This is a genomic window from Streptomyces sp. SBT349 (assembly GCF_001083795.1).
GTDB lineage: Bacteria > Actinomycetota > Actinomycetes > Streptomycetales > Streptomycetaceae > Streptomyces.
Window position 1 is genome coordinate 12864 of the sequence record NZ_LAVK01000056.1, and the last position, 14940, is coordinate 27803.

At 74.4% G+C, this 14940-nt stretch carries 13 protein-coding genes; 12 read left to right on the plus strand and 1 reads right to left on the minus strand.

Annotated features, from left to right (window positions below; all coding sequences use genetic code 11):
• Nucleotides 1–9 precede the first annotated feature (9 nt).
• Entirely contained in the window at nt 10–1551 is a 1542-nt protein-coding gene (locus ADY01_RS09870) for an alpha-amylase family glycosyl hydrolase (protein WP_159001080.1), read from the minus strand.
• A 292-nt stretch (nt 1552–1843) separates the two neighbouring features.
• On the opposite strand from ADY01_RS09870, the gene ADY01_RS09875 reads away from it, so the two are divergent.
• The 12 genes from ADY01_RS09875 to ADY01_RS09930 form a co-directional block, all read left to right on the plus strand.
• Nucleotides 1844–4165 (plus strand): ATP-binding protein, encoded by a 2322-nt coding sequence (locus ADY01_RS09875; RefSeq protein ID WP_199826207.1) that lies wholly within the window; start codon nt 1844–1846, stop codon nt 4163–4165.
• Between the two features lie 145 nt (nt 4166–4310).
• Nucleotides 4311–5288: a hypothetical protein gene (locus ADY01_RS09880; RefSeq protein ID WP_159001082.1), complete on the plus strand. Its 978-nt coding sequence runs from the start codon at nt 4311–4313 to the stop codon at nt 5286–5288.
• A gap of 117 nt (nt 5289–5405) precedes the next feature.
• Nucleotides 5406–6146 (plus strand): hypothetical protein, encoded by a 741-nt coding sequence (locus ADY01_RS39005; RefSeq protein ID WP_049569193.1) that lies wholly within the window; start codon nt 5406–5408, stop codon nt 6144–6146.
• A gap of 46 nt (nt 6147–6192) precedes the next feature.
• Nucleotides 6193–7197 carry a hypothetical protein gene (locus tag ADY01_RS09890; RefSeq protein WP_234320154.1) on the plus strand — a complete coding sequence of 335 codons (1005 nt, stop codon included), beginning with the start codon at nt 6193–6195 and terminating at the stop codon, nt 7195–7197.
• A 13-nt stretch (nt 7198–7210) separates the two neighbouring features.
• Nucleotides 7211–8512, plus strand: coding sequence for a CpaF family protein (locus tag ADY01_RS09895; protein ID WP_049569195.1), 1302 nt, complete (start codon nt 7211–7213; stop codon nt 8510–8512).
• A 7-nt stretch (nt 8513–8519) separates the two neighbouring features.
• The gene (locus ADY01_RS09900) at nt 8520–9521 is read left to right on the plus strand and encodes a type II secretion system F family protein (RefSeq protein ID WP_049569198.1); all 1002 of its coding nucleotides are present in this window, start codon (nt 8520–8522) and stop codon (nt 9519–9521) included.
• Nucleotides 9518–10483, plus strand: coding sequence for a type II secretion system F family protein (locus ADY01_RS09905; RefSeq protein WP_049569201.1), 966 nt, complete (start codon nt 9518–9520; stop codon nt 10481–10483). Before ADY01_RS09900 ends, ADY01_RS09905 begins: the two co-directional genes overlap by 4 nt.
• A gap of 28 nt (nt 10484–10511) precedes the next feature.
• Nucleotides 10512–10745 (plus strand): hypothetical protein, encoded by a 234-nt coding sequence (locus tag ADY01_RS40435; RefSeq protein ID WP_049569203.1) that lies wholly within the window; start codon nt 10512–10514, stop codon nt 10743–10745.
• The gene (locus ADY01_RS40440) at nt 10739–11185 is read left to right on the plus strand and encodes a TadE family protein (RefSeq protein ID WP_420715626.1); all 447 of its coding nucleotides are present in this window, start codon (nt 10739–10741) and stop codon (nt 11183–11185) included. The genes ADY01_RS40435 and ADY01_RS40440 overlap by 7 nt, the downstream gene beginning before the upstream one ends.
• Complete coding sequence (locus tag ADY01_RS09920) at nt 11182–11598, plus strand: TadE/TadG family type IV pilus assembly protein (RefSeq protein ID WP_049569207.1); 417 nt, start codon at nt 11182–11184, stop codon at nt 11596–11598. The genes ADY01_RS40440 and ADY01_RS09920 overlap by 4 nt, the downstream gene beginning before the upstream one ends.
• On the plus strand, nt 11595–12026 hold the full coding sequence (locus tag ADY01_RS09925; RefSeq protein WP_049569209.1) for a pilus assembly protein TadG-related protein: 432 nt from the start codon (nt 11595–11597) through the stop codon (nt 12024–12026). Before ADY01_RS09920 ends, ADY01_RS09925 begins: the two co-directional genes overlap by 4 nt.
• A 48-nt stretch (nt 12027–12074) precedes the next feature.
• Nucleotides 12075–14940: bacterial transcriptional activator domain-containing protein (locus tag ADY01_RS09930; RefSeq protein WP_049569211.1), on the plus strand; the 2866-nt coding region annotated here is incomplete at its 3' end.

Genomic DNA, 14940 nt, shown 5'->3' on the forward strand with positions numbered 1-14940 from the left:
CGCGCGTGCTCAGAGCCCGTCGGGCTCCCTGACGAGGCAGCTGCGGGGCCCCACGCGGACGCCGCGCCGGTCCCCGGCCGACCATCCCGGGTCGCCGGGCCGGCCGGGCCACCCGCACCAGGTCCGCTCCCGCGAGAAGTTGAAGACGGCCGTCAGCCCGTGGGACCGGCGCAGGGCGAACACCTCGGCCGTCAGCGGGATCACCCGGTCGTCGGGGGCCGGCGATTCGAGGTGGTACCTCGTTCGCAGCTCCTGGAGGCGGGCGAGCAGGTCCTTCGTCCGCTTGAGCCGCCCGCGGTGCGCGACGGCGCCGCCATGCTCCCGCGACATGGGGATCCGGTTGACGTCGCGCGGGTCGGGAACGTCGGCGGGTGAGGTCCCGGTCGCCTCCTCGGGGGTCCAGCCGTGGAGGAGCGGCACGTAGAGGTACGGGATGCCCGGCAGCATCATCACCAGGGACAGGGCGAGATCGATGCCGCGGAACGTCCTGTCGTGGTCGTCGCCCGCGCCGCTCCCGCCGCTCCCGCCGCTCCCCTCGTTCCCGGCGTCCCGGGTGCCCTGGGCGCAGATCCAGGGGAACGAGTTGTTCACCTCGTAGGGGACGCCGTTGATGTGGCGGACGAACGCGCCGTGCCGCTCGAATCGCGGAGCGGTCGAGGTGAGACGGTGGTCGTCCACCGCTCCCGTCTTGAGCAGGATGCCGTCGTGCGTCCGCAGGGGCCGGATCACCTTGGCCGTGTGCCAGGACTGCGCGAGATGGGTCACCAGCTCCGTCGTGTCGCCGTCCAGCATCGCCACGGCGACCAGCGCGGGGAGGGAGTAGTCCTGCAAGAAGGCCACGGGAGCCCCCTCGTGGTACGCGTGCCCGACGCTGTTGCAATTGAGCTGCGCTATGACGGTCAGCCCGCTTCGGGTGCACGCCGAGACAATGCGCCGGAAGTGCCGGATCGAGTCCTCGCTGTGCCGGAGCGGGCCGCGGATCGGCTTTCCGTAGTACGCGGGGGCGTCGAGCCGCACGCCACGCACGCCGAGACCGGCCAGGAAGTCCAGGTGCCGCAGTATTTCGCGGTTCACCTCCGCGTTGTCGAGATCGATGTCGATGGAGGCGGGGGAGAACGTCTGCCAGGCCAGGCGTTTGACATTCCTGACGGTGAATTCCCGGGCCACCGGCCAGCCGCGCGGCGAGACCTGCACGCTCACCGCGCCGACGTCGACGAGTGTCCTGATCCGGCTCGCGTCCCCGCTCCCCTCGAAGAACTCGCGCGCCCACTTGTGCCGCACTCCCACATGGCTGTAAATACCGTCCACGAACAGCGCCCCGCTTCGGCTCAGCGCCCTGATGTCGTCGAGGGTGCCGAGCCGGGGGTCGACGCTGAACCAGTCGGAGGGCGCGAACCCGCCGTCGCCGTCGGACGGGTAGAAAGGCAGGAGGTGGAATGCCGAGCCGGGTGGGGCCAGATAGGTCAGAGTGGCATGGGTCTCGTCAATCGCGGAGCGATACTCGAACCCTCGACGGTCATATAAGTTCGGGTATGTCCCCAATATGATCATCTCGAACTCATTCCCGTGGGAGTCGTCGAAGATGTCCCGCACGTCCCCCATGCCGCGGGCCGAGCATGTGACTTTCTCATGAAGGAAGTTGACGCGGCAAGAGCGGTCGGGGACGACTGACCGCTCCGGCGGTGCGAGTGGCATGATGTGAAGTCGGTCGTCCCGCGTACTCGGCACGCGTCCCGGCCTCCGGAATGGCAGGCCGGGAACGGCACGTCGTAAGGGAGGGAAGCAGGTGTCTCACGGCTCATCAGGGGACACGCATTCGGATCTCTCGGGTGCCGCGGGACACGTGGTGCAGGCCCGGGACGTCCGCGGCGGGGTCCACTTCCACGACCGGGGCCGCAACCGCAACCCACCGCCGCAGCAACTGCCGGGCGACGTCCACGGGTTCGTCGGCCGTGCGCAGGAGTTGCTGAGGCTGGACGCGATGCTCAGCGATGACCCGGGACGCCCCTTCGAGACCCGGATCATCGCGGTCACCGGCACGGCGGGTGTCGGCAAGACCTCGCTCGCCGTGCACTGGTCCCACATGATCCGCGGGCGCTTCCCCGACGGACAGCTCTATGTGAACCTCCGCGGCTACGATCCGGGGCTGCCCGTCAGCCCCGACCAGGCGCTCGATCGTTTCCTGCGCGCCCTGCACATCCACCAGTCGGCCCTTCCCGTGGACACCGAGGCGCGTTCGGCGCTCCTCCGCTCGCTCCTCGCGGACCGCCGGATGCTCGTGGTCCTGGACAACGCCTCGACGGTGCGCCAGGTGCGCCCGCTGCTGCCCGGGACGGCCCAGTGCCTCGCCGTGGTGACCAGCAGGAACCGGCTGTCGGGCCTGGTGGCGCGCGACGGGGCCCGCCGCCTGGGCCTCGACATGCTGCCGGAGGAGGACGCGATCCGGCTGCTGCGGGTCACCACGGCCGACTACCGCGACGAGGACGACCCGGCCGACCTCACCGAACTGGCCCGGCTGTGCGCCCGGTTGCCCCTGGCGCTGCGCATCGCCGCCGAACGGGCCGCCAGCAGGCCGCGGATGCCGCTGAGCGAGCTGATAAGAGATCTCCGCGACGAGTCGGCGCAGTGGGACGCCCTGTCGGCCGAGAACGGAGAGGAGGCCGACGCCGTGCGGTCCGTCTTCGCCTGGTCCTTCCGGGCGTTCCCCGAGGAGCCGGCCAGACTCTTCCGGCTGCTGGGGCTGCACCCCGGCTCGGAGTTCGGACCGGCCGCCGCGGCGGCCCTGGCCAACACGACCGTCGCGCACGCACGCCAGCTGCTCGACGCACTGGTCGGCGCCCACACCCTGGAGCAGATCCAGCACGACCGGTACCAATTCCACGACTTGCTGCGGGCCTACGCGACGCAGCAGGCGCGCCACGAGGAGACGGAGGAGGACCGGCGCGAGGCGCTGCGCCGCGTGCTGGAGTGGTATCTGCACACCGCGGGCCGGGCCACGGCGGCGGCCAGCCTGATCCACCGCCGCGTCCAGCTGGACGAGCCCGTGCCCGGCGTCCAGCCGCTGGACTTCCAGGACCGGGCGGACGCCACGCGCTGGTACGCGCGCGAGCGGCAGAACCTCTCGGAGGCCACCGCGCTGGCCGCGAGCCTCGGCTTCCACCGCCTCGCCTGGCAGCTCCCGGCCGTCCTGCGCGGCTTCTTCGTCCAGCAGAATCCGTTCGAGGACTGGTTCGCCACCAGCCGCACCGGCCTGGAGTCGGCCCGGCAGCTCGGCGACCGGCACGGGGAGGCCGAGTTGCTGGCCAGCCTCGGCCAGGCGTCCCGGCAGTCCCACCGCCTCGCGGACGCCGTCGCCTACCAGACCCGGGCCCTGGAGATCTGGCGGGAGATCGGCGACACGCTGGGCGCGGCGATCTCGGCCAACGGGCTGGGGCTGATCTTCCAGCGGACCCGGGACCTCACCCGGGCGCGGGAGCACTACGAGCAGAGCGCCGCCGCCTTCGAGGAGCTCGGCGACGAGCAGTACGCCGCGATCGTCCGCTCCAACCTCGGCGCCACCTGCCTGGACGCGGGGCTGCTGGACGAGGCGGAGACCTGTCTGGAGCAGGCCCTCGCCGTACTGCGCGCGGGCGGCAACCGGGTCTACGAGGCGTACACCCTGGGGCGGCAGAGCAGGCTCCAGCGTGAACGGGGCAGGCCCGCCGAGGCACGTGAGTCGGCCGAGTCGATGATGGAGGTGGCGCGGGACCTGGAGAACCAGGTGCTCGAAGGGCAGGCGTGCATCCAACTGGGCCACTCCCAGCGGATGGTGGGGGACCACGGCCAGGCCCTCATCTCCTTCCAGCGCTCCGCCACCCTCCACCGGCAGCTCGGTGACGAGAACCGGGAGGCCCTGGCGCTCAGCGGCGCCGGTGAGGCTTTCCAGGATCTGGGGCGCCTTGACGAGGCGGTCGACTTCCTTCGCAGGGCAGCCGCCGCCCACCGCAAGCTCGGCGACGCGTGGCAGCTCGCGCTGGCCCTCGACCGGCTGGCCGTCGCGGTCGAGGGCACCGGGGCCGTGGGCCAGGCGCGGGAGTACTGGCGCGAGGCGCGGGACCTGCTCGGGGGCTTCGGCGACCGCAAGGCCGCCGCCCTGCTCGACCGCGTCACCGCCGCGTTGGGCTGAGGCGTTGGGCTGAGTGTTGGGCTGAGCGTTGGGCTGAGGCGTTGGGCTGAGGCGGGCGACGGCGGGTGAGGGAACGTCGCAACTCGGTAGCGGATGCCGGGAATCCGTGGTCCGGGGTCGGGGACGGCGCCTAGGGTCAACGTTCATGACGTCAGGTGGAGAGCAGCCGGGGGGCAACCCCTATCACCAGCCCGGGTACCACCAGCCGGACCTTTACCCCACGCAGCCCGCCGACCCGCCGTCGGCCGACCCGCCGTCGGCCGATCCGCCGTCCGGCGGCGGGCCGCCGTCCGCGGGGAACGGCGTACGGGTGAGGACGCTCGTCGCGGCGGTCGCGGCCGTGGCGGTGCTGGCCGCCGGGGCGATCACCGGCGTGGTGCTCATCCGCGGGGACGACGAGGCGGACAGCGGCGAGACGACGAACGCCGGCCCCAGCGCCGGGGAGGAGCCGGACCCGAGTGGGGAGCCGAGCCAGGAACCGGACGACCCCCGGGCGGAGATGCCCGCGGCGCCCGACCCCGTGGTCGCGCCCGACTGGCAGGTGCAGACGAGCGAGACGCGGCTCAACGCGTTCGACCTGCCGCCCGAGGACTGGACGCTGAAGTCGCAGGGGTTCGTGCAGGGTCCCGAGGTGCTGGCCGAGGGCGAGGAGTCCACCGGCATCCCGACCATCGCCGTGGCGGCCCCGGCCACCTATCTGGAGGGGTACTGCCCCGACGAGGACGGGTTCAGCTCGCGGGCCATGGCGGGCAGCCGCAGCAGCCAGGGGGAGGGGCGCACCTCGACCGAGGAGGCCGCCGTCACCGAGGCGCGCGAATGGGCCCTGGCCACCTACGACCAGGGGGAGCAGGGGGCCCTGGAGGTCACCGAGGCCCAGCCGTTCGAGAGCGAGCACGGCCTCACCGGGCACACCGCCACGGCGACCGTCACCGGCGCCCCCGACAACCCCGCCGACGCGTGCGGGACTCCGGACGGCAAGGTGATCACCGTCTCCTACCTCACCGGCGAGAACAACCTGGCCACCTGGGTCCTGGTCGTGGACACCGGGATCCCGGAGGAGCTGGATCCGGCCATCATCGAGCAGATCGTGGGCAGCCTGCGGCACTTCCCCGCCGTGGAATGAGGCGGCGGAACGCGGTTCCGAGCCGTTGCGGGGGCGTGACATTTCGGCCGTTGAAGGCCCGCGGAACCGGCTGATAGGTTCGGGCCCGGCTTCTGGCAGGCTGGGAAGAGTGGGTGCATGAGGACTCAGGACCGGGCGTCCGCCGCGCGGAAGCCCATGGGGGTCGGCCCGATGCCGGGCGACCGGCTGCCGACGCCGCCACGTGAACGCAGGCCCGCGCTCGCGGCGTTGGCCGCGCTCCTCGTGCTGGCCGGGGCGCTCGGCGCCACCGTGCTGGTGCTGCGCGCGGGCGACCGGGTCGAGGCCGTGCGGATCACCGAACGCGTCCCCGCGGGCGAGCGCGTCCCGGCCTCCGCGATGGACTCCGTGCTGGTGGCCGAGGACTCCTCGGTCAACTACGTTCCCTGGAGCCAGCGTCAGCAGGTCGCCGACGACCTGCGCGCCTCCACCGACCTGGTGGCGGGCACCGTGCTGGTCGGCGAAATGCTCACCGGCGAGGAGTCGTTGCCCCAGGACGAGGTGCTGATCGGCGTCTCGCTCCAGCCGGGCCAGTACCCGGCGGGGCTTGAGGCGGGGGACAGCGTCGCGGCCTACTGGGTGGGCGACGACGCCGCTCCGGGCGGGGGCGCGGATCCCGGCTCGGACGCGGGCACCGGCGAGGAGGAGGTCGCGCCGCCCGTCACGGACGACGTCATCGCCGACCTGGCCACCGTCGTGACCATCCACGGCGGGGACGAGCGGGGCAACAGCGCGCTGCCCGTCACCCTCAGGGTGAGCACCGACGACGCCGCCCCCCTGACCCGCGCGGCCTCGAACGGCGAGGTCTCCCTCGTCGTGGTCGCGCCACCGGGCGAATGAACCACGAGCGCCGCGAGCGCCGGGAACGCGGGGGGAACAGGGGCAGATGGCGCTGATCGCACTGGCCGCGGACAAGGGCGCGCCGGGAGTCACCACCACGGCCGTCGCCCTGGCCGCCCTCTGGCCGCGCCGCGTGCTGCTCGCCGAGACCGACCCGGCGGGCGGCGACCTCGTCTACCGGTCGGTCGGCGAGGGCGGCAGGACGCTCGACCCGGGCACCGGCATGCTGTCGCTGGCGGCCACCGCGCGGCGCGGCATCGCGGCCGAGCAGTTGTGGGACCACGCGCAGCCCCTCGCCGGCGGCCTCGACGTGCTCGTCGGGCTCGCCGCCTCCGAGCAGGCGGGCGGCCTGACCGGGCAGTGGGGCGCGCTGGGGCGGGCGTTCGCCGAGCTGGCGCAGTCGCCGCACCAGGAGGCGGCGGCCGACGTGCTGGCCGACTGCGGGCGCCTGGACGCCGGTTCGCCGCTGGGGCCCCTGCTGCCGCACGCCGCGCTGCTGCTGCTGGTCAGCCGCGTCCAGCCGGAGAACATCGCGCACGTCCGCGACCGGGCCGCCGCCCTGCACGCCAAGCTGCACGGGCAGCAGCGCGGCACCGCCCAGCTCGCGCAGCCGCGGATCGGCGTGGTGCTGATCGCGGACTCGCAGGCGGGCGGGCGCGTCGCCGGGCAGGTCAACGAGATGCTGATCGCCTCGGGCAGCGGGGCGCACGTCGTCGGGCTGATCGCCGAAGACCCGGTGGGCGCCGAGCAGTTGGCCGGGCGGCGGCGCGGCAGGCTGGACCGTTCCCTGCTGGTCCGCTCCGCCCGCAAGGTGGTCGCCGACCTGCACCAGACCTACCGCGCCGAGCTGGTCCCCTCCGGCGGCGCCGCGACGGGCGGGCATCCCGTTCCGCCGCAGGGGGCGGGCCCCTTGCCGGGACCGCCGCCGGGGCCGCTGCCCGGTGTGCTGCCGGGCGCGGGGGCCGCGCCGCCGCCCCCGCAGTACGGGCCGCCCGCGCCGCAGTACGGCCGGCCCTGGCAGCCGGGGCCGCCTTCGGGGGCGACGCGATGAGCGGAGCCGTGGCATGAGCGAGGTCAATCATCAGCTGGTGAAGCGGTTCCGGCAGGAGGCCGGGGACCGCATCGCCGAGCAGCGGCGGATCGACCAGGCCGGCGGCGTGCGGCCGATGACCTCGGAGGACGAGCGCCATTACGCCAGGGCCGTCATAGCCCAGGTGCTTGAGGAGTACGTCCGCGCGGAGATCGCCGAGGGCCGGGCCCCGCTGGACGCGCGGGCCGAGGAGGGCTACGCCTCGGCCGTGCACGCCGCCCTGTTCGGCGTGGGCCGCCTCCAGCCGCTCCTGGACGACCCCGACGTGGAGAACATCGACGTCAACGGGTGCGACCAGGTGTTCATCGGCTACGCGGACGGCCGCGAGGAGCGCGGCGCGCCGGTGGCCGAGAGCGACGAGGAACTGGTCGAGCTGATCCAGATCCTCGGCGCCTACTCCGGCCTCTCCTCGCGCCCCTTCGACTCCGCCAACCCGCAGCTCGACCTGCGTCTCCCCGACGGCTCCCGGCTCTCCGCCGTCATGGACGTGACCCGACGCCCCGCGCTGTCGATCCGCCGCGCCCGCCTGGGCAAGGTGTTCCTGGCCGACCTGGTGGGCAACGGCACCCTCACCCCCGAGGTGGGCAGCTTCATGACGGCCGCCGTCCGGGCCAGGAAGAACATCATGATCGCCGGGTCGACCAACGCGGGCAAGACGACGCTGCTGCGCGCCCTGGCCAACGAGATCCCCGCCGAGGAGCGGCTGATCACGGTGGAGCGGGCCCTCGAACTCGGCCTCGACCAGTTCCCCGAACTCCACCCGAACGTCGTGGCGTTCGAGGAACGGCTGCCCAACTCCGAGGGCCAGGGCACCATCTCCATGGCCGAGCTGGTGCGGCGCTCGCTGCGCATGAACCCCTCCCGCGTCATCGTCGGCGAGGTGCTGGGCGACGAGATCGTCACCATGCTCAACGCGATGTCCCAGGGCAACGACGGCTCGCTGTCCACCATCCACGCCAACAGCTCGCAGGAGGTGTTCAACCGCATCTCCACCTATGCCCTCCAGGCCGCGGAGCGGCTGCCCATCGAGGCCAGCCAGATGCTCATCGCGGGCGCCGTCAACTTCGTCGTCTTCATCGAGCGGCGCAACACCTACGCCCAGGGCGGGCGGCTGCGGCGTTTCGTCTCCTCGGTCCGCGAGGTCAACGGCGTGGACGGGCGCGTGCTGTCCAGCGAGGTGTTCGCGGAGGGCGCGGACGGCGGCATCCGCGCCCACGCCGCGCTCTCGTGCGCCGAGGAGCTGGCCCATCACGGCTACCGCGGCGGGTGGAGGTGAGGGAGGCATGGGGATGAACGGGGGAGGCGGGCCGTTCTCGCTCGGCGTGCTCGCGGCCCTGCTCTGCGGCGCCGCCATGGGCGGCGGGGTCGCGCTGCTGGTCGCGGCCGTCCGCGGCCTGCCGCCGCGGTCCGCCGAGGAACGCGCCGGGCGGCAGCGAAGACGGGCGGAGGTCGCGGCGTTCTTCGGGCGCCGCGGCACGGTCGCCGCCGTGGTGGCGGTGGTGGTGCTCCTGCTGACCCGCTGGCCCGTCGCCGCGCTCGCGGGCGCGCTGCTGGCGTTCACCTGGGACCGCCTCTTCGGCGGCGCGGCCGAGGAGCGGGCCGGGATGCGCCGCGTCGAGGCGCTGGCCGGGTGGACGGAGTCGCTGCGCGACACGATCGCCGGCGCGGTGGGCCTGGAGCAGGCCATCCCGGCGTCCGCGCGGGCCGCCGCCCCCGCGCTGCGCGGCCCGCTGAACAACCTGGTGGACCGGCTCCGCTCCCGCACCCCGCTGCCGGACGCGCTCCAGGAGTTCGCCGATGAACTGGACGACTCCTCGGCCGACGTCATCGTCGCCTCCCTCATCCTCAACGCCCGCCTGCGCGGCCCGGGTCTGCGCGACGTGCTGGGCGCGCTGGCCAAGTCGGCGCGCGAGGAGGTCGGCATGCGGCAGCGCGTGATGGCCCAACGCGCCTCCACCCGCCGCAGCGTGCAGATCGTCGTCGGCGTCAGCGTGGCGTTCCCCCTCGGACTCGCCATCTTCAACCGGGACTTCGTCGAACCGTTCGGCGACCCGCTCGGGCAGGCGGGGCTGTCCCTCGTCTGCGGCCTGTTCGGGCTCGGCTTCTGGTGGATGCGGCGGCTGGCCCACATCGAGCTGCCCGAGCGCTTCCTCGCCAGGGGCGAGCCGGCCGCCGCGCTCCGCCCCCGCGAGCCGGGCGCGGACCCGGTGGGCGGGAGCCCGGTGGGCGCGGGCCCGGAGGCCCCCCGGCGGCTGCCGGGGCAGCGGAAGGGAACCCGGACGTGAACTCCGAGATCACCACGGCCGTGCTGGTCGGCGCCCTCTTCGGGCTCGGCGTCTACGCGCTGATCAGGGCGCTGCTACCGGGGCGCCGCGGCCCGGTCTCCACCGTGGCGCGGGTGGACGCGCTCCGCGCACGCGGGAGCGCGGGCGTCACGTTCGCGCACCAGCCGAGCGCCACCGCGCCCGCCGGCTCCGCCGAGGGGAAAAGCCGCGCCCCCCTCCTGGCCGACGTGCGGGAGCGCACCGGCGAGCGGCTGGCCGAGCTGTATGTGCAGCGCGGCTGGGAACTGCGCTCGCTCCGCGCCGACCTCGCGCTGCTCGACCGCGCCTGGGAGTCGTTCCTCGCCACCAAGGTGGTGCTCGCCGCGGCGGGCCTCTTCTTCGGCCCGTTCCTCTTCTCGATGGCCTGGATGCTGGGCGTCGGCGCGAGCCCGGTGATCCCGGTGTGGCTGGCGCTGGCGTTCGCCGCCGGGTTCTTCTTCCTGCCCGACCTGGAGGTCCGGCGGGACGCCAAGGCCAGGCGGCGCGACTTCCGCCGCGTGGTGGCCGCCTATCTGGACCTGGTGGCGATGAGTCTCGCGGGGGGCCGCGGCCTGCCCGAGGCGCTGAAGGCGGCGGCCGAGGTCTCCGACGGCTGGGCGCTGCGGCGCATCCAGTCGGCGCTGGCGGACGCCCGCATCACCGGGCTCACCCAGTGGCAGGCGCTGGGCCGCCTCGGCGACGAGGTCGGCGTGGACGAGCTGAAGGACCTCTCCACCTCGCTGGCACTGGTCGCCGACGACGGCGCCAAGGTCCGCGCCTCGCTCTCCGCCCGCGCCGAGACCATGCGCCACCGGGAGCTGGCCGAGATCGAGGGCAGCGCGGGCGAGAAGTCGCAGTCCATGCTCATCGCGCAACTCCTGCTGTGCATGGGCTTCCTGATCTTCCTGATCTTCCCGGCCGGCATGCGGGTGTTCCAGGCATGAGGGCCGACGTCACGTGGAGGTATGAGACATGTTCCGCCATCCGGTAACGGACTTCCTGATCGCGCGGCTGCGGGCCCGGGTGGAGCGCGCCCGCGCCGCCGGGCCCGACCGCGGCGCGTCCGCGATCGAGTGGGTCATCATCGCGGCGATCGTGGTGGGCGTCGTCGCGGGCGTGGCCGCGGTGATCATGAACGCCCTGAACGACCGCGCCGGCGATGTGAGCGACTGCATCGAGGGCGTCCAAGACTTCAGCGACTGCTGACCGTGCGGCGGCTCGGTGCGTTCGTGCGCCGCCGCGTCGGCGAGGGGGCCGACGGCGGCAGTTCGGCGATCGAGTTCGTCGTGCTCACGCCGGTGATGTTCTTCATGATCTTCGGCGCCGTGCAGTTCGCGCTCTACTCCTTCGCCGAGCAGGTGGCGAAGGCCGCGGCCCAGGCCGGTGCCCGCACCGCCCGCGCCCAGGCCGACGCCGACCCGGGCGGCTGGCGCGCGGCGGCCGAGGGCAAGGCGCACGAGTACATCGAGCAGCTGGGCCCCGGCCTGTTCACCGCCCGCCCGGACGTGGCGACCGGGCAGCCGGAGACGTTCACCGTGCGCGTCGAGGTGACGGGGACCGTTCCCTCGATCCTTCCCGGCATGGACCTGACCGTCGAGGCCGCGAGCGAGGGCCCGGTCGAACGCTTTGTGCCGGACGGGGAGTGAGCGCGGTGCGGGCGGGCGGCGACCGGGGGCTGACCACCCTGGAGGTGGTGATCCTGACGCCCCTGATCATCGCGTTCATCCTGGTGCTGGTGGCGTTCGGCCAGCTCGTCTCCGGGCGCAGCGCGGTGAACGGCGCGGCCAGGGACGCGGCGCGCGCCGGGTCGCTCGAACGCTCCACGCAGGACGCCATGCGCGAGGCCCGCGCGGTGGCCGAGGCGCAGCTCGGGGACGTGTGCGCCGGCGACACGGTGAGCGTGGAGCGCACCACCCCGGCCGGGCACCGGCCGGGGTCGCTGTTCGGCATCGAGGTGAGCTGCCGGGTGCGGGGCCTGGACATGCTGGGCGTCCCGGTCACCCACACGCTCAGCGGCACGTCGAGTTCGCCCATCGACCCCTACCGGAGGTCGGGATGAGACGCGGACGGCGCCGCGGCGACCGGGGGTCCGGGGCGATCGCGGTCATCTTCTTCGCGCTGGTGGTGCTGGGCCTCGCCGCGTTCCTCGTGGACGGCGGGCTCGCCATCTCGCAGCGCGAACGGGCCGCCGACATCGCCGAGCAGGCCGCCCGTTACGCCGCGCAGGACCTCGACGAGGAGGCGCTGCGCGCCGGCGTGCGCCCCGTTCCGATCAACTTCGGCAGCTGCGAGAGCCGCGTCACCGAGTACGCCACCTCGGTCGGCATGAACGCCGCCGACATCGCCGCGGCCGAGTGCACCGAGGAGGCGGTCAACCGGGTCACCGTGCGGATCCGCCTGACCTACCGCCCCCTCTTCACCGGCCTGGTCTTCGACGGCTCCCTCACCGTGTGGGGCACCGCGACGGCCGAGGCCCAGATCGGCTGAGGCGGCCGTGACGGCCGGGTCGGCCCACCGTCGGAAAGGAGTGAACCCATGGCCCAGGTGAAGACCGGGCGCAGCGCGGGCGACGTGCTCAGGGCGATCGCCGCCGTGCTCGCCCTGATCGTGCTGGTCATCGGCGTTCCGCTCGCCCTGGCCGCCCTCATCGGCTGGCCGGGGCCCTCCTCGGCGCCCAGCATGGACATGCTGACCGACGAGATCAGCGCCGACGCGTTCCTCAAGGTGCTCGCGGTGCTGGTCTGGGTGGCCTGGGCCCAGTTCACCGCGTGCGTGCTGGTCGAGGCGGCGGGCGCGTTCTCCGGCGTCGGCATCCCCCGGCGCGTGCCGGGCGCGGGCCCCAGCCAGATCCTCGCGCGCCAACTCGTCGGTGCCGTCCTGCTGTTGACCTCGGCCGCGGCCTCCCTGACGCCGGGGCTGAGCCAGCTCGGCCCCGGAGGGGAGGGCCCCGGGCCCGGCTCGTCGCAGGTGGTGGCCTCGGCCCAGCGGATCCCGGGGGTCGCGGCCGTGTCGGCGTCGCCGGACGGCGGCGGCAAGAAGATCGAGGGCGAGCCGGTCACCAAGGAGGAACTGCGCCGCGTCGAGGCGGCCGAGGCGGCGGCGGGGGAGGCGGCGTCCGAGGCCGCGCCCACCACGTTCTACCGGATCCAGCCCCCCGAGGGGCGCCACCACGACACTCTCTGGGGCGTCGCCGAACGCCATCTCGGCGACGGGCTGCGGTACCGGGAGGTCTACCAGCTCAACAAGGACCGGGTGCAGCCCGACGGTTCGCGGCTCACCGAGGCCAGCCTGATCAGGCCCGGGTGGATCCTGGAGATGCCCGCCGACGCCCAGGGCGGCGAACTGGTCGAGCTGCCGGGCGACATGGCGGAGCTGGACCGGGACGAGGCGGACGCGTACGAGCGGTACCGGGACACCGGCGACCCCGCGCCGCCCGCGCCCGCCCCCGACGTTCCGGCGGAGAGCGAGGAGCCCGAGGAGCCCGAGGAGCCCGAGGAGGACGGCCCGGGGCGGCCGTTGATCCCGGGCGGGCCGAACGGGCTCAACGACCTGCCCTCCGGGCTCCCCGACGGCGGCTCGGGCGGCTCGGGCACTCCCGGCGGCTCGGGTGACAGCGACGGACGCGGCGACGGCGCGGACGCGGCGCCCGAGGCGGCCCACGCCGCGGGCGAGGACGAGGGGTTCGGCCTCTCCGAGGCTCTGGTCGGCGCGCCGCTGCTGGCCGCCGGGCTCCTTCTCGCGCTGGGGCGCACCCGGCGCAACGCGCTGTGGCAGTCCGCCGCCGGCACCCTCGGGCGCGGCGTCGGCGACGGCCTCGGCCCCGGCGGCCCCGAGGCCGCCGCCGCCCGCGACGCGCTGCTGGTCGGCGCCGCGCCGCGGGCCGTGGCGTTCCTCGACCGCGCACTGCGCCACCTGGCCGCCGCGCTCGGCGCCGACGGGAAGCCGCTGCCGCCGGTGTACGCGGCGTGGCTGGGCGAGTCCACCCTCCACCTCCAGCTCGCCGCGCCCGCGGGCCGCCCGCCCGCGCCCTGGGGGACCGGCGCGGACGAGACGTACTGGACGGTCTACGAGAACGACGTGCCGGACGGCGAGACGACCGCCGAGGCCCCCTACCCGGGGCTGGCGAGCCTGGGCACCCGCGAGGGGCTGCGCCTCCTGCTGAACCTGGAGGCGGTCCCCGGCGCGGTGGCCGTCACCGGCCGGGCGCGGCAGCGGGACGCGGTGCTGGCGTCGATCGCCGCCGAACTGGCCACCAGCGGCTGGTCGGACCGCATGACCGTGACCCTGGTCGGCTTCGGCGAGGACCTCATCCCGCTGGCGCCCACGCGGGTGCGGCACGTCGAGGACGTCGCCGGCCTGCTCGAAGTGATGGAGAACGAGACGCGGTTGCGGCTCGGACGCGCGGGCCTGGCCCCGCACCTGGTGCTGGTCGGCCGCCCACCGACGCCGGAGGAGGCCGACCGGCTCGGCGCGCTGGCCGCCGTCTCGGCGCAGGTGGGCATCGGCTACCTCGTCAGCTCCGACCGCCCTGGACTGCCGGGCACCGCCTGGCAGTTCGAGGTGACGGACGACGGGCTGCTGAAGGAGCCGATGATGGGGCTCGAACTGACCGCCCAACTCCTGCCCGCCGCCGCGCGGGCCGCCGTAGTCGAGTTGTTCGCGGACCTGACGCGCGGCCGGGAGGGCGCGCCGTCCGGGGCGGGTGAGCCGCCCGAGACCGGCGCGCCCGAGGTGTATGTCCGGCTGATGGGCGGCTACGAGATCACCGGCCTCCCCGAGCCGGAGGCCGAGCGGGCCGAACGGCTGCGCGAGGCACTGGCGTTGCTGCTGCTGCACCGCGAGGGCGTGCACCCGCGGGTGCTGGGCGCGGCGCTGTGGCCGCGGGGCGTGACGGACGACGTGCGCGAGGCCCTGACCGGGCGGCTGCGGGAGTGGCTGGGGCCCCGGCTCGTGACCGCGCCCGGCGGGCGGCTGACGCTGGCGCGTTCGGTGGCCTCGGACTGGGACCTGCTGATCTCGCTGCACCACGGAACGGTCGTGCGCGGGGGCCGCCTTCCGGCGCGGGAGCGCCTGCGGCGGCTGGGCGAGGCGCTGGAGCTGGCGCGGGGCCCGCTGCTGGCGGACGCGCGGTACGGGTGGCTGGCCCACGAGATCGTGGACGCGCAGTATCCGCTGGTGGTCACGGAGTTGGCGCTGACGCTGGCGGTGGAGCTGCGAGGCGCGGGCGAGGCGCAGCAGGCGTACACGGCGATCCGCGGCGCCCTGGCCTCGGCCCCGGGGGACGAGCGGCTGTGGAACGAGCTGCTGCGCGCCGCGCACGCCACGGGCCGCGCCGAGTGGCTGTCGGGGGCGGCGAGTTGGCTGCTGACCCACCACGCCCACCTCTTCGGCCCCACCCAGC

Coding starts and splice junctions, on each gene's coding strand:
- ADY01_RS39005 (WP_049569193.1), top strand. CDS start 5,406: ATGAGGACTCAGGACCGGGCGTCCGCCGCGCGGAAGCCCATGGGGGTC.
- ADY01_RS09900 (WP_049569198.1), top strand. CDS start 8,520: ATGGGGATGAACGGGGGAGGCGGGCCGTTCTCGCTCGGCGTGCTCGCG.
- ADY01_RS40435 (WP_049569203.1), top strand. CDS start 10,512: ATGTTCCGCCATCCGGTAACGGACTTCCTGATCGCGCGGCTGCGGGCC.
- ADY01_RS09890 (WP_234320154.1), top strand. CDS start 6,193: ATGGCGCTGATCGCACTGGCCGCGGACAAGGGCGCGCCGGGAGTCACC.
- ADY01_RS09880 (WP_159001082.1), top strand. CDS start 4,311: ATGACGTCAGGTGGAGAGCAGCCGGGGGGCAACCCCTATCACCAGCCC.
- ADY01_RS09925 (WP_049569209.1), top strand. CDS start 11,595: ATGAGACGCGGACGGCGCCGCGGCGACCGGGGGTCCGGGGCGATCGCG.
- ADY01_RS09870 (WP_159001080.1), bottom strand. CDS start 1,551: ATGATCATATTGGGGACATACCCGAACTTATATGACCGTCGAGGGTTC.
- ADY01_RS09895 (WP_049569195.1), top strand. CDS start 7,211: ATGAGCGAGGTCAATCATCAGCTGGTGAAGCGGTTCCGGCAGGAGGCC.